Origin of the sequence: Mesobacillus foraminis, from assembly GCF_004340465.1 — a bacterium.
Lineage (GTDB): Bacteria > Bacillota > Bacilli > Bacillales > Cytobacillaceae > Mesobacillus_B > Mesobacillus_B foraminis.
Window position 1 is genome coordinate 360,677 of record NZ_SLVV01000006.1, and the last position, 17,581, is coordinate 378,257.

Genomic DNA, 17,581 nt, shown 5'->3' on the forward strand with positions numbered 1-17,581 from the left:
TCAGTTTTATCGTAAAATATGCACCAGCCTAGGCAGCGAATTGTAAAACACTTCCAATTGGATTCTTTTTAAAGTTGAATCTTTGTTTTTTTTCAAAAAATGTATATCATAAAAATGGATCATTATTGAAAAATGGAAAGAACACTTGTCTTTTAAATAAAAATCTTATAGAAAAACGGGCACATTTATATAGGCTTTAGTTACATAGTGCTATTGCTTACAAAAAAAGAATAGGAAAGAGTTGATTGATCTGAACACAAAAATCACCACAAAATTTAAAATCCATAAGCCAGTTCATGAGGTGTTTGAAGCAATTGTAGATCCGGAAAAGATCGGTAATTTTTGGTTTTCGTCCAGTTCCGAGAGATGGGAACAAGGAAAGGCCATTACATTGAGATATAAGGAATACGAAGCCGAAGGAGTTATTCAGGTCTCGGAAGTTGTAGAAAATAAGAAAATCGTGTTTTCCTGGGGTTCAGAAAATGATGAGGAAACCGTTGTTTCCATATCACTAAAAGAGTCGGAAAATCATACGTATACCATCATTGAAATCAATGAATCCGGTTTTAGAGAAGATGATCCAGATGTCGTCACCAAAATGCTGGGGCAAAAAGAAGGCTGGGTATTTATGTTATCTTGTTTAAAGGCGTATTTGGAAAACGGAATTACTGACATGAGAGGTTCATTAATTCATTGATTCTTTTAAAACAAATCTGCCTCCTCGAAGGCTAGCTAAATATCGCGCAAAAAGGATCTTCGATGGTGAAGATCCTTTTTATATGCCAAAAACATCTGAAGAGAAGGAACATTGGTCATCCTCTCGTACGGAGTCACCATTTTTCAGCTTGGACGGGGAGTGTTCTTCCATAGCAGGATGGCATGCCAACGACACTCATTAGTTTTTTTACAGCTTATTTAGATTCTAAAACACGATGATGAATACTTATGTTACTTTATTAATGGAGGTGAGTTTTATGAAAAAGAAACCAATTTATGTAGAAATCCCCATTCGGGCAGATATAGATGACGTTTGGCAGAAAACCCAAAAACCTGAGCTGCATGAACAATGGGATTTGCGTTTTTCCGCCATTACCTATCTGCCCAAAGCATCTGCTGAAGAACCACAATCCTTTCTGTACGAAACGAAGGTGGCCCCAGGCATCAAAGTCGCCGGCTGGGGGAAAAGCATTGGCACCCATAACAAGAAGGATGGTTCAAAAACTTCTTCCCTTCACTTCGGCACCCAGCAAAGAATATCTCCTATCGCCGAGGGCAAAGGATACTGGCAATACATACCGGCCGCTAACGGAACGACTTTTCTGACCCAATATGACTATAAAGTGCGCTTTGGTGTGATGGGATTGCTGCTGGATCAGATTTTTCGCCCCCTTATGGGCTGGGCAACGGCGCTCAGCTTTGATGTTCTGAAACGCTGGATTGAAAAGGGGGAATTGCCTCGCACGCAATATAATCGCCTGGTAATCAATGCAATGATTACGATGCTCTTTTTCTTTATTTGGCTATATCACGGCCTTGTGCCGAAGCTGATGACAAGGCAATCTGAAGAAGTGTCCATGCTGTCCAGTTTAGCCTTTATGGATAAGCCTGCCGCTGAACAGGGGGTTGTGCTAGTTGGGTTACTTGAAATTATATTTGCTGCAGTTTGGCTTCTTTATCGTGAAAAAAGACATTTGCTTGCTCTCCAGATGATTCTTTTTCCAATAGTAACGATGTGCGCTCTTATCGCTGATCCTTCGGTTTCATCCCATCCCTTTACCCCTGTTACCTTTAATGCAAGTCTTTGGGTGATATCTATTATTGGCTTTATACTGGCGAAGGACCTGCCAACGGCATCAAGCTGCAAGCGTAAGAGAACGGGGGAATCTTAGTGTCAATTTATCGGGAACTTTTAGGTGAAGACTTTCAGAGGCTGCACCCTAAGCTTCAGCAGCGCTATACCTTTCCGGAAGGAAAACCCTTTTTGGGGTCAGGAACAATGACAAGGATTGAAAATGGTGGTTTCTGGCTGAAACCCTTTTTGGCATTCGCAACCCGTTGGAAGTTTCTTTTCCCCGAAGTAGGAGTGGATGTACCGTTTACGATTAAAAATACGAGCCGGATGCTTCCTAGCGGTGAAACAGAAATCTATTGGGAACGGACTTTTTATTTTAAAAGGAGAGCCCGGCATTTTAACGCGTTCATGACGATGGATGCAGAGCGGGGAGTCGTAAAGGACTATCTCGGAGAACCAAGCTTATTTTATTCTGATTTAAAATTTGAGGTGACTTCGGACGGGCGCATGCGTATCCGGTCTGGCTCCCAGCGGGTTATTATCGGGAAGTTTGAATCGACTGTTCCACGGTTGCTTGAAGGGGTTGTGACTGTGGAAGAAGGGTATGACGATACCCGGGAAGTCTATACAATTCATGTGGATATACGAAACAGACTGGCAGGAAGGTTGATGTCTTATCAAGGAGAATTTACGGAGCAAACTCTTTAGTCCTATCACATTCGCAGGTTTGTTTCTATTCATCGGAAGCAGCCTGGCGACGGGACAGCCATATTTATTAATGCTGACAGCTGCACAGGTACTTTTTGTTCCGCTTGTGCTTCAGCTGTTATTTAAGACGACGAAGAGACTGAACTATTTTACTATAATTGCAATGCTTTCGGTTTTTATTGTTCAGTTTGTTTCCACAGGCTGGCTGCAGGCGGTGCTCGCCAGTATCTATCTGCTGTTTACTCTGTATGTAGGTGCTAAAGGGCTAAAGCGATTTTTGGCACGGGGTTTTACGAACTGGGCAGAGGTTTCAATTGATTTTGGCCTGATGTATCTAGTTGCAGGGGGGCTGTGGTTCTTTGCCTGGATTACAGGAATGGACACAGGATTTAGTCCGATGATCACCTGGTTAACTGCCATTCATTTTCATTACTCTGCTTTTTTATTGCCCATCTCTTTAGGATTTTTTGGCCGTATCCAGAATTCGAACTGGTATGCCCTTGTTGTGCTAATCATATTGGCAGGTCCCATGCTTGTAGCTATAGGCCTTACATTTTGGCCGTTGCTCGAAGTGATTTCAGTGGTGTTGTACGTGATTGCGATTTATGGATTAATCATACTATCTTTTCGAACTCGTTTTCCCTCAAGGGTTCAGGCCATCCTCATCCGGCTCTCGTACAGTACACTGGGGTTCACGATTTTATTTTCATTTCTGTACGCTGCCAACATGTTTGGCTATTGGGTGATGACCATTGACTTTATGCTCCTTTTCCATGGCTTGTTTAACTGCATCCTGTTCGGCTTAGTGGGAGTTCTTGGATGGATGCTTGAGCCTCCAGAAACGAAGCAGGATAGCTGGAAGTTTCCTGTCAGCCAAGTGCGAGGCAAGCTGAAAGGAACAGGCAAACCGCATCCCGGGCTGGTGGATGATTTAGGTGCATTTGTTGATGTGAAAGAATTACCGAAAACAATTGTCCACTTTTATGAGCAGACTCATCAATATCGGGTATTTGGATCTGTAAAATGGGCAGCGTGGTTTTTGCCGATCGCATTGGTCTATAAAATCATCAGCAGACAGGTGCAGCAATTGAACTTGCCGCTCTCTAGCAGAAGTACAGAAATGACTTTTACACTGAGCAGGGTGGATCCAGCCCTTGATACAAGATTCCTTCCGCGGGCATGGATTCGCCGTGTAAAGGAAAATACGGTATTTACGGCCATTTACTCTCAGCATCAAACAGAGGGCAGGACATATATGAATATCGCCCTGCCGCTTCCTTTTTCAACCATGATTGGCATTTTGCAGCTGGACGCAGCCGATGGGAAACTTATTTTGTCAAGCGATGGAAAAGGAGACCCCGGTATTTACCTGGCCGCGGGCAAAACTCTTTTCAAGCTGCCTTTATCCGAGCTCTTTTTGATAAAAGAGACAGGTAACGGGTCGCTTGCTGCTCACCATAAAATGCAGATCTTTGGACTTCCTTTTTTGCAAATTGATTATTCGATTGTTAAAAAGAAGCTTACAGGATCGTGATAGTTTACTTTCGGAGCGATAAGGCCCATTTAACCTTCATGGCCAGATTCAAGTAAAAATAAAAAGACCGCGGGTGCGGTCTTAATTCTTAATTAAAGGTAGTTTTTCAACGTTTCCTGGAGAGTGCCCCGTGTTTCCGCGTCTCTTTCAAAGCGGATTCCTGAATGCACCATTTTTCTGACCAGGTCCGGTCTAAGGCCTGTAAGGATGGCTTTGCAGCCCATCATGGCAATCCCGGCTAACACTTTTTCGAACTGGTCGATGACATCCTTTTCAACCATTGGTATACCGGAAAGGTCCAAGACCAGGGTCCTGATTTTGCTGTCGGATATATCGGTTAATACTTTTTCTTCAATAATTCGCATTCTGTAGGAGTCAATGGTGCCAATCAGGGGCAGAACCGAGACAGAATCACTTACCGGAATAATCGGAACGGACAAATGCTCCACGATTTCTCTTTGCTTCAGGAACATCTCGTCTTTATATTTTGAGTAGCTTAGGAAAAAGCTGTTAAGGAACTGGTCGATCTTGTCATTGATGATTTTTTCCAGTTTATAAAAGTCCTCACGTTCCTTGGTAATGCCCTTCACCTCATCGATATCATCGATACACTGCCACAACGTTCTGCGGATTGCCTGGACCCATTCTAATTTTAACTCAAGTGTTAAAAAGTGCTCTGCCCAGGCAATGCCTTCCTGTTTGGCAAAAGCAATCAACTCTTCCTCCTGTTGGTCAACTGTATAGAAAATCAAGGTCCGGGCATTTTTTAATAAATCAATGTTTCCTCTGTCTAAGATATCTTTAATTTTTGTCGAGACGTTCTTCGCTTCGGATAGCAATTGTTGATTAAATTGTTCTCCGTTTTCATTAATATATTTCTTTATTTCATCCCTCAAGATATTTGTTCGCTGCATTTTAAATACTCCTCTTTGTAACAAAGTTTATTCCTTTTCATTTTCTTTTTGTAACACCATTATAAAGAACCCCATCCTACATTACAATTATGACGGCTATGGGTATATCTGGATTGAGGCACTTCTGAAGAATGAGAATGGTGATCACCTCGTTTTAGACTATTATAAATGATAGAATTAAACTGATAAAAAACAGGGGAGTGGATCCTGTAGTGAGGTTTTATTGAAAAGATGGTAACACTGTTGTTACTAACGATTAAGCAGAACTGAAATAGGCTGTCTTTCTTAGTGGATAAAACTCCGTGACAAGGAACCTCATAAAGCCAGGGCTTCATACCGTACTAACATTTTCGCCATGTGAGATTATTGTCCAATGAGCCGCCTTGTATGATGGCACATCAGGTTGCTGCAAAGTTTTCTGAAGTCGTGCAGCTCAATAGTACTGCCTTATCATGGATTTATTTTTAGGTAAACAGACCCGCCTCAGTAAGAACCCCTTACATTAAAAAACTAATTTTCCACAAATTGAGCAACCGCTTTCATGAACCTCTTCATTCCAATTCTGGAAGAATCACAGCTTTACCCGGCTGCAAGAATAGGAAACTCGGACCCAGAAATCTGCCCTAATTAATTTGAAAAATTCCGGCAGAAAAAAAACCTGTTTGCCCTGCAGCTCGTCTAATAGGCAGAAGGGAGTTGTGAGAGTGATGCATTTTATGCGGCGGCCACAAATTGCATGAAGGGCTGTATTGACGTGCGTTCAGATTAAAATAAAATAAACCTAGGAATCTCAAGACTTTAGCTGAACAAAGATGGACATATTAAAAAAACAGAATCTGAGTATGCATGATAGAGGATTAGCGGGGAAGGGAGACTAGAATGAAAGGTCGCAAGGAACGTTTTTTACATGAGGTATTGCTTAACATTCGATCGAAAGAAGCAAAGGAGTTCGTACATAGAGAATTAAGTTATCATCTGAAACAATCCAAGGCTGAAATGGTGTCAAAGGGGAAGGCGGAGGAGGAAGCAGAGGAGCAGGCAGTCAGGAACATGGGAAGCCCGTCAGACCTGGGTCAGCACTTTAATAAACTTTATCGTCCCAGAATGGACTGGGTGCTGCTGGGTCTTTTTATGACAACGATTTTAATGGGGCTGCTGCCATTAGTGAATGTACAGGAGCAATATACAGAGAATTTCCTCTTGAAGCAAAGTATCTTTATTGTTTTGGGAGCTGTTGTTGCGTTTGGTGTGATGCATGTGAATTATCGGAAAACGGAAAAGCTTCAGTGGCATTTTCTTGGTTTCAGCTTAATCATTTTATTAGCACTAAGCTATATGCCAACTGGCAGGATAAATGGAGAAAGTTATATTCAAATAGCGGGCTTCACGATTAATGGAACAACTGTACTGCCCATATTGATGATGTTTTGGGCATCCTACCTGTCCAGGGAAAAACCTAAATTACTTGTGATTATTGGCGTGTATGTATTTACTGTATATCTGTTTATGCTTTTGCCAAGCTTGACTGATCTGGTGATTTACAGTGTATTTGTGTTCGCTCTGTTTTGCAGCTCTTCTTTAAGCCGCAAAATCATTTATTCAGCCATTGGCACAGGCTTTGGTCTCATCACTGCTTTTATGCTCCTCTTCTGGTTTGGAACAAAGGAGTATCAGCGGATCAGGATCCTGGCTTTTTTGCATCCGGAGGATTACGCCGAAAATGCCGGATATATGTACTTAAAGATCAAGGAGCTCATCACTGGAGGCGGTTGGTATGGCAATGACCAGCCTATCTTTTTACCGGAAATGACCACAGACCTGGCTTTAGCCAATATCACCTACTATAACGGATGGATTCTGGCAGGATTGCTGATCGCTGTCCTATCTTCTCTCCTGGCTAGAATGCTGGTCGTTTCCGGACAGATAAAAGACCGTTACGGGAAACAGCTCATGGTCGGGGTATGTGCCTTATTTTCAATCCAGTTTCTCTATAATATTGGCATGGTACTCGGGTTTTTGCCAATCATCACAATATCTTTGCCATTCATCAGTTACGGAATGACCCCAACAATCTTAAATTCTTTTCTGATCGGAATTGCTTTAAACGTCTATCGCAGAAAAAATTTGGTAAATGCAAGGAAAATATGAAAGTTTAATAAATGGCGTTAATTCACCAGAATTAACGCCATTTTTATATGGGTTTGGATAGACGGTTTAAAATTAACATAAAACGGAAAAATGACAACGGCGAAGTGGGGATGCGTGCCCGAAGCCGGAGGAAAAAGGGGAGAGCGGTAGCGCAATGAGAGGATGCGTGCCCGGAGCCGGAGGAAAAAGGGGAGAGCGGTAACGCAATGAGAGGATGCGTGCCCGAAGCCGGAGGAAAAGGGGAGAGCGGTAACACAAAGAGAAGATGCGTGCTCGAAGCAGAAGGAAAAGAGGGTGAGTGGTAACGTAAGCGAAAATGGGAATCCGAAGCCGGAGTTGATTGATTTTTTAGGCTATATAATAATGCCAGTTCAGAAAGGTGGATACCGTAAAAAAGAAATGGGATCTTTGACAGTGCCTGCTAGACTGGTAGGACTCACCTGCTTAACTGCCAATGAGAACTGATTTCTTTCGGGTAATCTCGTCAAATGTAAAAAAGAGAAGGGAACAAATAATGGCTGGAATCCAAAAAGCTGGCGCTACAAAGAAGGCAGCAACTCCAAAACCAATATGGATGAATCCGGATACCCACACCCGACAGGCAGAGTATTTGATTGAGATTGATTCGGCAAGCAGGGAGACCGGCAGGCCATAAACAAAATTTCCAACCGCACTAAAAAGAAGAATAACCGCCAAAAAAAGGAAAAATTCTTCATTTAAAACAAAGGGTTTCTCTTGAAAAGAAGGAATTAAAAAGAAAAACAGAAATAATCCTATCGTGTAAGCCAGTGCTGAATAACAGGCTACCCTCATTTTTCTTAGCAGGTTTTTAGCCAGTATCCTTCTTATCAAAGGAAATAAAAAGCCAATCACAGCAATGATCAGGACGGCTCTGACCATAACCGGTAATGCCGTTGTCAGAAGGAGGGTGAAAAATAAAATTATAGAGAAAACGAGAGTATAGTTATCATTTTTTATCATTGGCTGGGTACCTCAATCAGTTTTAGATTTATTGTACAATAAATCTTTGAATAGAGGAATTTTTTTACAGAATTGTATTGACCAATTTCATGGAGGTGCAAAAGTTGAGCAGAGCTGAGCGGAGTACAAAATTAGATCTAGAGCGCATTGTGTTTATTGGAAGAACTTTTGATGAGTATGTTGATATGTTTTCTCTTACTGAAGAAGACCTTGAAGGAAAAAAAATACTGGATTGCCCGGCAGGTGCCTGCTCCTTTACGGCGGTTGGCAGCCAGATGGGACTAAATGTCACTGCCTGTGACATTGCATATGATCATGCTATTGAAGACCTGGAAAACAAAGGTCTGAAGGACATTCAGCACACGATGGAACAGCTGAGGCAAGTCAAGGAAAATTATATATGGGATTATTTTAACGATATAGAAGACCTTCGAAATCATCGATTAAGTGCCTTAAATGATTGTGCAAAGGATTGGAAAAAATCGAGAGAAAGGTACATTGCTGCGACGCTGCCGTTTTTGCCATTTAGGGATAATGAATTCGACCTTCTCTTATCCGCACACTTTTTGTTTATGTATGGAGACCGTTTAGATGAGCAGTTCCATATCCAAACACTAAATGAATATTTAAGAGTGACCAAAGAGGAAATCCGGATTTTTCCTCTGGTCGATTTGGAAGGAAAGAGATATGCGATGTTGGGTGATATAATAAGGAGATTGGAAGATAATGGATGCAAAGTGGACGAAGTGATAGTGGGTTATCAATTTATGGATCATGCCAATTCCATGCTGAAAATAACCAAAAGCAAATAAACAAAGAGGCGACGTCAGTGTTGCCTCTTTTTTAATGATAAAACCGATTCTATTTTTATTATCGTTTTCTGCAATTAATTTTATGTATTGAGGAAATAATAGGGGAAGAATGAAGCGCGCACTCTATGTTCATGAATAAACTTAAACGGGGTAGACACGACAAAAGGATGGAGGAGTCAGGTGTGAATAAGGCCCAACTAGAAATGATTGAAACGATCAGGAAGGCAGAAATCAAGGAGAGCCACAGATGGACAGAGTACTGGCAGGATTATTCTCATTTTTTCACGTGGCAATTTTGGGTCGTTCTCGCCATGTTCGTCCTTCCTCTCATCATCACTATACTGTTCATAGACCGTAAAAAAGCTTTTCATATCGGATTTTATGGGTATAGTGTACATGTGTTTTTTGCCTATACGGATGTGATTGGAACAAGCAACGGACTCTGGATCTATCCGTATAAAATTATGCCGTATTTTCCCTCCAACGTGACACTTGATGCATCATTAGTTCCAGTTTCCTATATGCTTCTTTATCAGTACATCCTGAATAACCGTAAAAATTATTATCTATGGATGATTGGCCTGAGCCTGGGATTTGCCTATATTCTTAAGCCGCTGATGGTCGGTCTTGGATTGTTCCATTTCGGGGAAAAAGAGAACTTTTTCCTGTTGTTCCTCGGGTATGTAACAGTCGGCCTGATTGCCAAGTGGCTGACCGATCTTTTTGTATTCCTGCAAAAATCAAATATACTCAGTTTGCGCCGTGGGGAAAAAGCGTCAAAATAAGCGGGCATTCCATTATATGTGATTTACCACCGAATGGGAGCGGACTACTGCCGAATAATGTATTTAACACGGATAAGTTTAAGTCTTATTATTGTATTATAAGATTTACACGAGTATAAGGGTGGTTTCCTCTCGAAAAACATGGTTACTCCTGGATAGGGTTAACTTACTCTCGGATAAAAACATTAACTCCCGAATAGGACAACACTACTACCGTATATGAAGATTACCTCCGGATTAGGGTTTGCTTACTCTCAGATACGGCTGCACTACTCCCAAATAAGAAGATTAACTTCGGGCAAAGGATGATTTATTCCTGCTCAGCAGCCTCTATGCATTTTCCGAGTAATAATTAAATGATGTTGTTGGCAGCCAGCCACTCCTTAAATTCCTGTATACCAACTTGTTCATCCAGTTCCTCTCCATCGATGCTTAGGATTCTTGTCCCACTGTATTTTAAGGTCATTTCGTTTTCCTGTGGAACAGGCGCCACGCCATAAAAATCGAAATCAAAGTAGATGTCCCAGACAGGCTCGGACAGCCTTTTATATGCAACACATTCAATATCAGCCCCATTATCATAATACCCCAAATGTAAATGGTAGCGATTATCATACCTCATACGTAATGCCTCCCTCACTAATACTCGCCGTGCGGATTAATCTCCTAAAAAGGGACCAATTACACCCATGTATAATCAAGAACAAAGCCTAATAAAATTAAACTGATTCCCAAGGAAAAATGAATTTTCTTTTCATTAATCTTTGTCTTTTCCAGAATCATTACAATGGCGCCTATCACTCCAAGAAAGAATGCACTGTGAATAGAGTAACCAGCATGGGCAAGGAAGAGTTCCGGAAACCATTGGGCAAGTCCGGACATGCTGCCTAAAGTTAATAAAAATAGAGGAATCCTGGCTTTCAAGTACATCAAATCACCTCAGAATAGGATTGTCGATATCTATACGTTCTGCATGAGACCATGGTTTCCTTTTTATTAAAAATTGCCTTTTATTCAGAAGCTTCAACAGGGTAGGTGCATCTATCGGCCAGACGTTCTCCGGCCAGGCTGTGGAAAGGGAATGCAAGAGAAATCAACGGTCCAGTTTTTACATACACAAAATAAAAAAACTGCAGCCGTCCTCGATCTACATCGAGATGGACTGCAGTCCGGGACTCTATCACGGATTGGGTCTTTTTATTGCTATAGTTTTAATCTGTCTTTGGTCTAATGTCCAGTTTACGGCCCGGCCAGAAATAGCCGATGAGGGCACCAGCCAGGGCCGGTAAAATCCAGCCAAGCCCAATGCTGTAGAGCGGCAAATAATTAAAGTAGAACTCTTTTACCGATTCAAGCAGAGAGAGGGCTACTCTTGGCAAGCTTCCGGACAGTGCGCTGTAGCCATCAATGATGCTGACGAAGAAGGTCAGGAGCATGGACACTGCATACACACTTTGCTTATTGCCGAATAAGGAAGAGCTTAGTCCCAGTAAAATGAGCACAATGGCCAGCGGGTACAGAAACATTAAGACCGGAACAGCAAATTGGATGATATTATTAAGGCCGAAGTTTGCAATGGTAAAGGATACAAGGCAAAGAACCAGCACGAATGTTTTATAGCCGACTTTGGGAAACACATCATGGAAGAATTCACTGCAGGATGAAATGAGCCCGATGCTGGTTTTTAGACAGGCCAGCACGATAATGATGGCAAGCAGGATAGCTCCAAAAGAACCAAAATAATGCTGGGCAACCGCTGCAAAAATCAGGCCGCCGTTATCAAATGTCCCAACGGCTGAGACGCTTGAAGCCCCCATGTACGTGATTAGACCGTAGATGAGCATCATCAGCCCCATTGCGAAAATGCCCGATTTCCAGGTTGCCTTGGCAATCGCTTTTGTTTCCGTGATGCCTTGCCCCTTAATCGCATGGATGACAACAATCCCGAATGCGAGGGATGCAAGGGCATCCATGGTGTTATAGCCCTCTTTAAAACCGGTCATAAAGGCCAAAGAGGAATAATCTCCAGATGGTTCACCGAAGCTGCCCATCGGCTTGACAATGGCAACGATAATTAAGATGAATAAAAACACTAAAAAGGCCGGAGTTAAATATTTGCCAATGTAATCAATGATTTTTGCAGGATTCAGCGAGAAATAATAGACAATCCCAAAAAACAGGAAGCTGAATAATCCTAGCCACAAGCCGGCATGGTCCGGGGAAATGAATGGTTCAAACCCAACCACAAAGGGGACCGTTGCCGTACGCGGAATCGCGAAGAACGGACCAATCGTCAAGTATAAGGCCATGGCGAACGTCACTCCAAACAGAGGGTGGACGCGGCTTGCCAAATCACGGAGGCCATTGCTGCCGGATAGACCGATGGCCAGGATTCCAATAAAAGGAAGTCCGATTGCCGTTACTAAAAATCCTAATAAAGCAGGCCAGAAATTCGTGCCGGCGAGCTGACCCAGCTGAATAGGGAAAATAAGGTTCCCGGCACCGAAATAGAGCCCGAACAGCATGGTTCCAATCACTGCATACGTTGAAAAAGGTATTTTATTTTGCATATCATGCTCCTTCTGAGATGTGAAATTGAGTGCTTAGTTCTGAACAATAAAAATAATCATAACAAGGAATCTGGCGGGGGACAATAACTTTTTTGTATTAAAAAAAGGAAAATGGGCCCACCGCTCCGTCAATAAAGCTGGGCCCATGGCCTGCGGATTGAGGCTTGCAATTCTGAGGCATTTTAGTTGTATTAACCATAACCAAATAATACGGGGATCGGGGTCCGGCAAGAACAGCCGGTTGCCATGACGGTAACAAGAAGTCCGCCAGGCATGCATATAGGATTCCTCCATTTCGAGTGGAGAAGGATGCTCAAAAGAATTCTCCCCGTGAACAAAATGAACAAAATTATCAAAAGATTCATAATGAATTATTCATTCATTTAGTTTTTTAAGCATTAATCAACCATAATATTTAATCTCATTTGAATGTCGCTTATATTTATAACTAATATTTCAAATTGTCTAACTAATCAATTTGTAGAAATTGTAAGCGTGTTCAACTAAGAGGAGGTTTTTTATGCTAGCATTGTTGGGATATTTAATGGTTGCGGTATTTATGTTTTTGATTATGACGGGCAGGCTTTCCGCCCTCATTGCGTTAATTGTCGTGCCAGTTGCCTTTGCAGTGATTGGAGGCTTTGGGTCTGAGCTGGGGCCCATGTTAATAGAAGGAATCAATCAGTTAGCTCCTACTGGAGTAATGCTGATGTTCGCCATCCTGTATTTTGGAATCATGATCGATGCGGGGTTATTCGATCCAGTGGTTGGAGCCATATTAAAAGCAGTTAAAGGGGATCCATTAAAAATTGTGGTCGGGACTGCGATCCTTGCCCTGGTGGTTTCTCTTGACGGAGATGGGACAACCACCTATATGATCACAATCTCGGCGATGCTTCCGCTGTATCAGCGATTGGGAATGAATCCCTTGATCCTGCCGGCGGTTGCCATCATGGGAGTTGGAGTTACCAACCTGACGCCATGGGGCGGGCCGACGGCGAGGGCGGTCAGTGCGTTAAGCCTGGACATGTCTGAAGTATTTGTTCCGCTTGTTCCTGTCATGATTGGCGGAGCAGCCTGGGTCATTTTTGCTGCCTATATGTTTGGAAAGAAAGAGCGAAAGCGGCTGGGGGTTTTGGATATTGCCAAGCTTCCTCAAAAGGACCGCCTTGCTTTTAGACAGCAGGCTGCAGCAGTTGAGGTTTCGGAGGAAAAACGTCCGAAGCTCCTGTGGGTGAACTTTACTCTGACCGTTCTGCTCTTGGCGGCATTGATTATGGGGATTATGCCGCTGCCAGCGTTGTTCATGATTGCATTCGCGATTGCCATCCTGATCAATTACCCGAATCTGGATGATCAAAAGGAACGAATCAAGGAACATGCAGGGAATGTGCTTGCCGTTGTTTCTTTAGTGTTCGCGGCCGGTGCTTTTACAGGAATTCTTTCGGGAACCAAAATGGTGGATGCTATGGCCAACTCTTTGGTAGCCTTGATTCCTGATGCATTGGGGCCATTCCTTCCAATCATCACGGCCATTACAAGTATGCCGTTCACGTTCTTCATGTCAAACGATGCGTATTATTTCGGAATGCTGCCGATCATTGCGGAAGCTGCAACGAATTATGGAATCAATCCGGTGGAAATCGCCCGTGCTTCGCTTCTGGGGCAGCCTGTACATTTGCTTAGCCCGCTGGTTGCATCCACATACCTGCTTGTCGGGATGTCAAAGGTGGATTTCGGGGATTTCCAGAAGTTTACGATCAAATGGACGGTTGGAACGACTCTGGCCATGCTGGTTGTAGCTCTGGCCATCGGAGTCATCTCGCTGTAAAAAAAAGAGTTAGAGAAGTTTTTCTCTAACTCTTTTTAAGTGTAATAGAATGGTGTAATCTTATCTTAGTATAGAAATTGATAAGGGTTAAAAGGATGCGAAACTTAAAAAGGGTCACCTTACAAACAAAAATTCTCGTGCTCATTTCTGCCTTGATCCTCCTGATTATTTCACTCTTGGCAGGCATCTTTGCCTATATCCAGGCAGTGGATGCCAGGAATCAAGTGGAACAGCTGGGCTTGCAGGCGGCAAGGTCAATTTCCCTCATGCCTGAGCTGAGGCAGGCAATCGATGAAAATAATCTGGAGGGCATGTTCAGGCCCATTGCTGAGCAAGTGAAGGATCAGATCAGGGCAGGGGATATTCTGATTGAAAACCGGGATGAAATTCTATATTCCCATACTCATCCTGATAAAATAGGGGAAAACAGCCATGACCACAAGGACCATGCGCTCATTTTCGGAGGATCGAGCACGTTTGAAACACAGGGCGAAGAGGGACCTGCCATTGTGGCCAAAGTACCCATCACAGCTGATTATGGAACGTACAGCAAGGTCATTGGAACAGTTTCCGTGGAGTTTTTAGAGAAAGAGATTTATAAAAATATTTTCAATAGAATTCAAAAAATTGTCCTGGTCTCGATGGGTGTTCTTATCCTGGGTCTCCTGGGGGGAACACTGTTAGCCAGGAGTATTCGAAACGATACCCTGGGACTTGAGCCGCACGAAATTTCCTCCCTGTATCTGGAGAGAAACGCCATCTTGTCTTCCATAAAAGAAGGGATTATAGCGTTTGATGATCAAGGTATGATCACTCTCATTAATCCATCTGCGAGAATGATGCTGAATGTCGAGGAAACAGGGAAACAGGTCGATGAGATCCTGCCTCATTCCAACGTGACAGACGTGTTAAAAACGGGAAAAACCAAACACCATCTGGAAGTCTCATTGAACGGCAAAACGTTTCTCTTTAATGTCATTCCCATTTTTCACCAAGGGAGTGTCAAAGGGGCGGTGTCAAGCTTCCGGGACAAAACCGAATTAAAGATGCTGATGGATACCATCTCTGAAGTCCGGGAGTATTCGGAAGGCCTTCGGGCACAGACGCATGAGTATTCGAACAAGCTTTATTTATTGTCGGGGCTGATCCAATTGGAAAAATACCAGGAGGCCTTTCAGTTCATTCAGAAGGAATTCGCCATCCATCAGCACCAGAACAGAATCATCTTTAATCAAATTCATGATGCCAATGTCCAGGCGATTCTGTTGGGGAAGCTGGGAAAAGCCTCTGAAAAGAAAATTCAGCTGGATATCGATTCAGAAAGCTATGTTGATCCATTGCCGGCCCACATTGAGGTAACCGATGTGATCACCATCATCGGGAACCTGATTGACAATGCCTTTGAAGCCGTCATGGAGCAAACGGAGAAGAAAGTGACTTTTTCCATCATGGGCCTTGGGAGCGACATTATTATCGAAGTAACCGACAGCGGCAAGGGAATTCCGGAAGAACGGATGGAAACCTTATTTACGCTGGGATATTCCTCTAAAGGGAAAAACAGGGGGTATGGTCTTTTTAATGTGAAATGCATAGTTGAATCGCTGGGAGGAACCATTGAAGTCAGCAACGATCAACATGGGGGAGCGATATTCACCGTTTATCTGCCTAAAAGCGCATTGGAATAACGTAAGGAGCGAAACAAAATGATTAAGGTTGTTATTGCAGAGGATGATTTTCGGATTGCCCAGGTTCAGGAGCAATTTTTACAGAAGGTGTCCGGAGTAAAGCTTGCCGGAAAGGCGCTGAATGCGAAGGAGACAATGATGCTGCTGGATCAGCATGAGGTCGACTTGCTGCTGCTGGACATTTATATGCCGGATGAGCTTGGAATTCACCTTTTGCCAAAAATCAAAGAAAAGCATCCTCAAGTGGATGTCATCATGGTGAGTGCCGCTGCGGAAAAAGAAATGCTCGAGGCGGCAATCCGGCATTCGGTGTTCAATTATCTGCTGAAACCAGTGACGATGGAAAAATTTGTTGCAACGATTGAAGATTATAAAAAGAAGAAAAAATTGCTCAGCAGCATAGATGAGGTTAATCAGGATGTCATCGATCAATATTTTGGAACGGCCAGCAACAATGCAAGCCTAAAAGATCTTCCAACCGGTGTGGACCGGCTGACGCTCCAAAAGGTAACCGAGATCATGAAGGAGCTGGAAGGCGGGATCTCCATCGAGGAAATGGGGGAGAGAATGGGCGCTTCACGGACAACGGCCAGAAGGTATCTTGAGTATCTGGTGTCAACGAATTTCTGCATGGCCAGGCATGATTACGGCATAATCGGCCGACCTGAACGGAAATATTACCTGGTAAAGAACTGAAGGGCCGGCATGAAACGGAAACTTTTGTTTTTATTATTTCTAATGATATCTGTTTTCATGGGCTGCTCGGTGAAAGAGAAACCTAACGTGGCGAGCGAAGATGTACAGATTGTGGCTCCCAGCCCGGCTGGAGGAGGCTGGGACCGGACGGCTAGAGCAATAAAGGATATCCTGACAAGCCAAGAGCTGGTAAATGGAAATATCTCTATTGTAAATAAAATCGGAGCAGGCGGAGAGCTTGGCTGGAAGTCGATCAATCAGGAGAGAGAAGGCCAGGTATTGGCGGTCAATTCAAGCCTGCTGATCACGAATCAATTATTAGGCCGCAGCCAGTTGACGGTTAAGGATTTTACGCCGCTTGCCACCTTGGCGACAGAATGGGAGGTTGTCCTGGTTTCGAAGGACTCGGACATCAGCAGTGCGAGGGCACTGATGGATCACCTTAGAGAAGCACCCCATAATTACAGGTTTGGGGTGTCTCCAAGATTGGGGAATGACGATCAGCTTTCATTTGTCCTGGCGGGCAGGCAGGCCGGCATAGAGGCTGAACAGCTAGACTATTATGTGTATGAAGACAGTGACCAGGTTGTTGAGGCTTTGTTAAGCCATCAAGTTGACGTCGCTGCCATGTCTTTGTCAGAAGCCAAAAAATATTACGATTCAAAACAAGTCAGACTGCTCGTCGTCTCATCCCATCAGCGGGTAAGTGAAATTCCGGAGGTGCCGACGTGGAAAGAGGAAGGGATCGACCTGGTCTTTCAGCACTGGCGAGGGGTCATGGGACCGGCAGGCATGACGGAGGAAGAAATCCAGTTTTGGGATGAGACGTTTGCACAGATGGTGAGCACAAAAGAGTGGAAGCAGACACTAAAAAAATATATGTGGAAGGATTTTTATAAAAACAGCAAGGAAACCAAGAAATATCTTGAAGAACAAAGCAAGATGTATGAAGAACTTTTAGGTGCAAGCGGACAATGAACTAAATGAACAAAAGTGTTTTAATGAATAAAAAAGAACTATTTGCTGTAATCTTTACGCCTATTACCCAGCGATTTAAGATAAAGGCAATATAGAGGCGGAATGAGATTTAGACTGTTACGACAAGGCTATTAATTCTTAATTGGG

The 17,581-nt window shown here is 43.2% G+C and carries 17 protein-coding genes; 13 read left to right on the plus strand and 4 right to left on the minus strand.

Going from position 1 to position 17,581, the window contains the following annotated elements; all coding sequences use genetic code 11:
* The first annotated feature begins 250 nt into the window (after positions 1-250).
* The 4 genes from EV146_RS12875 (at position 251) to EV146_RS12890 (ending at position 4,034) form a co-directional block, all read left to right on the plus strand.
* Positions 251-697 carry an SRPBCC family protein gene (locus EV146_RS12875; protein WP_132006930.1) on the plus strand — a complete coding sequence of 149 codons (447 nt, stop codon included), beginning with the start codon at positions 251-253 and terminating at the stop codon, positions 695-697.
* 277 nt (positions 698-974) lie between these two features.
* Positions 975-1,889: a DoxX-like family protein gene (locus EV146_RS12880; protein ID WP_132006705.1), complete on the plus strand. Its 915-nt coding sequence runs from the start codon at positions 975-977 to the stop codon at positions 1,887-1,889.
* Complete coding sequence (locus EV146_RS12885) at positions 1,889-2,500, plus strand: DUF4166 domain-containing protein (protein ID WP_132006708.1); 612 nt, start codon at positions 1,889-1,891, stop codon at positions 2,498-2,500. Before EV146_RS12880 ends, EV146_RS12885 begins: the two co-directional genes overlap by 1 nt.
* A gap of 19 nt (positions 2,501-2,519) precedes the next feature.
* Positions 2,520-4,034 carry a YndJ family protein gene (locus EV146_RS12890; protein WP_219916302.1) on the plus strand — a complete coding sequence of 505 codons (1,515 nt, stop codon included), beginning with the start codon at positions 2,520-2,522 and terminating at the stop codon, positions 4,032-4,034.
* A gap of 92 nt (positions 4,035-4,126) precedes the next feature.
* On the opposite strand, the gene EV146_RS12895 is transcribed toward EV146_RS12890, so the two are convergent.
* Complete coding sequence (locus EV146_RS12895; protein WP_132006714.1) at positions 4,127-4,948, minus strand: STAS domain-containing protein; 822 nt, start codon at positions 4,946-4,948, stop codon at positions 4,127-4,129.
* An 879-nt stretch (positions 4,949-5,827) separates the two neighbouring features.
* Between EV146_RS12895 and EV146_RS12900 the strand changes: the two genes are divergently transcribed.
* The 5 genes from EV146_RS12900 to EV146_RS12910 all read left to right on the plus strand — a co-directional run bounded on the left by EV146_RS12900 (position 5,828) and on the right by EV146_RS12910 (position 9,674).
* Positions 5,828-7,096, plus strand: coding sequence for an FtsW/RodA/SpoVE family cell cycle protein (locus EV146_RS12900; RefSeq protein WP_132006717.1), 1,269 nt, complete (start codon positions 5,828-5,830; stop codon positions 7,094-7,096).
* Between the two features lie 294 nt (positions 7,097-7,390).
* A complete protein-coding gene (locus EV146_RS27035) occupies positions 7,391-7,561 on the plus strand; it encodes a hypothetical protein (protein ID WP_158287094.1) in 171 nt (56 codons plus the stop codon).
* A gap of 49 nt (positions 7,562-7,610) precedes the next feature.
* Positions 7,611-7,751, plus strand: a complete 141-nt coding sequence (locus tag EV146_RS27040) for a hypothetical protein (protein ID WP_158287095.1) — start codon at positions 7,611-7,613, stop codon at positions 7,749-7,751.
* Between the two features lie 430 nt (positions 7,752-8,181).
* Positions 8,182-8,889, plus strand: coding sequence for an SAM-dependent methyltransferase (locus EV146_RS12905; protein WP_132006720.1), 708 nt, complete (start codon positions 8,182-8,184; stop codon positions 8,887-8,889).
* Positions 8,890-9,020: 131 nt separating this feature from the next.
* A complete protein-coding gene (locus EV146_RS12910; protein WP_241993904.1) occupies positions 9,021-9,674 on the plus strand; it encodes a CBO0543 family protein in 654 nt (217 codons plus the stop codon).
* 352 nt (positions 9,675-10,026) lie between these two features.
* Here EV146_RS12910 and EV146_RS12915 read toward each other — a convergent pair whose 3' ends face one another.
* The 3 genes from EV146_RS12915 to brnQ all read right to left on the minus strand — a co-directional run bounded on the left by EV146_RS12915 (position 10,027) and on the right by brnQ (position 12,244).
* Positions 10,027-10,296: a DUF3986 family protein gene (locus tag EV146_RS12915; protein WP_132006723.1), complete on the minus strand. Its 270-nt coding sequence runs from the start codon at positions 10,294-10,296 to the stop codon at positions 10,027-10,029.
* A 59-nt stretch (positions 10,297-10,355) separates the two neighbouring features.
* Entirely contained in the window at positions 10,356-10,604 is a 249-nt protein-coding gene (locus EV146_RS12920) for a hypothetical protein (protein ID WP_132006726.1), read from the minus strand.
* A 281-nt stretch (positions 10,605-10,885) separates the two neighbouring features.
* Positions 10,886-12,244: a branched-chain amino acid transport system II carrier protein gene (brnQ, locus tag EV146_RS12925; protein WP_132006729.1), complete on the minus strand. Its 1,359-nt coding sequence runs from the start codon at positions 12,242-12,244 to the stop codon at positions 10,886-10,888.
* A 520-nt stretch (positions 12,245-12,764) separates the two neighbouring features.
* Between brnQ and EV146_RS12930 the strand changes: the two genes are divergently transcribed.
* The 4 genes from EV146_RS12930 (at position 12,765) to EV146_RS12945 (ending at position 17,434) form a co-directional block, all read left to right on the plus strand.
* Positions 12,765-14,075, plus strand: coding sequence for a CitMHS family transporter (locus EV146_RS12930; RefSeq protein WP_132006732.1), 1,311 nt, complete (start codon positions 12,765-12,767; stop codon positions 14,073-14,075).
* Between the two features lie 95 nt (positions 14,076-14,170).
* Positions 14,171-15,760 (plus strand): ATP-binding protein, encoded by a 1,590-nt coding sequence (locus EV146_RS12935; RefSeq protein ID WP_132006735.1) that lies wholly within the window; start codon positions 14,171-14,173, stop codon positions 15,758-15,760.
* 18 nt (positions 15,761-15,778) lie between these two features.
* The gene (locus EV146_RS12940; protein ID WP_132006738.1) at positions 15,779-16,456 is read left to right on the plus strand and encodes a response regulator; all 678 of its coding nucleotides are present in this window, start codon (positions 15,779-15,781) and stop codon (positions 16,454-16,456) included.
* 9 nt (positions 16,457-16,465) lie between these two features.
* The gene (locus EV146_RS12945) at positions 16,466-17,434 is read left to right on the plus strand and encodes a tripartite tricarboxylate transporter substrate binding protein (protein ID WP_241993905.1); all 969 of its coding nucleotides are present in this window, start codon (positions 16,466-16,468) and stop codon (positions 17,432-17,434) included.
* Positions 17,435-17,581: the final 147 nt, after the last annotated feature.

Coding starts and splice junctions, on each gene's coding strand:
- EV146_RS12880 (WP_132006705.1), top strand. CDS start 975: ATGAAAAAGAAACCAATTTATGTAGAAATCCCCATTCGGGCAGATATA.
- EV146_RS12895 (WP_132006714.1), bottom strand. CDS start 4,948: ATGCAGCGAACAAATATCTTGAGGGATGAAATAAAGAAATATATTAAT.
- EV146_RS12900 (WP_132006717.1), top strand. CDS start 5,828: ATGAAAGGTCGCAAGGAACGTTTTTTACATGAGGTATTGCTTAACATT.
- EV146_RS27040 (WP_158287095.1), top strand. CDS start 7,611: ATGGCTGGAATCCAAAAAGCTGGCGCTACAAAGAAGGCAGCAACTCCA.
- EV146_RS12910 (WP_241993904.1), top strand. CDS start 9,021: ATGAATAAACTTAAACGGGGTAGACACGACAAAAGGATGGAGGAGTCA.
- EV146_RS12915 (WP_132006723.1), bottom strand. CDS start 10,296: ATGAGGTATGATAATCGCTACCATTTACATTTGGGGTATTATGATAAT.
- EV146_RS12920 (WP_132006726.1), bottom strand. CDS start 10,604: ATGTACTTGAAAGCCAGGATTCCTCTATTTTTATTAACTTTAGGCAGC.
- brnQ (WP_132006729.1), bottom strand. CDS start 12,244: ATGCAAAATAAAATACCTTTTTCAACGTATGCAGTGATTGGAACCATG.
- EV146_RS12930 (WP_132006732.1), top strand. CDS start 12,765: ATGCTAGCATTGTTGGGATATTTAATGGTTGCGGTATTTATGTTTTTG.
- EV146_RS12935 (WP_132006735.1), top strand. CDS start 14,171: ATGCGAAACTTAAAAAGGGTCACCTTACAAACAAAAATTCTCGTGCTC.
- EV146_RS12940 (WP_132006738.1), top strand. CDS start 15,779: ATGATTAAGGTTGTTATTGCAGAGGATGATTTTCGGATTGCCCAGGTT.
- EV146_RS12945 (WP_241993905.1), top strand. CDS start 16,466: ATGAAACGGAAACTTTTGTTTTTATTATTTCTAATGATATCTGTTTTC.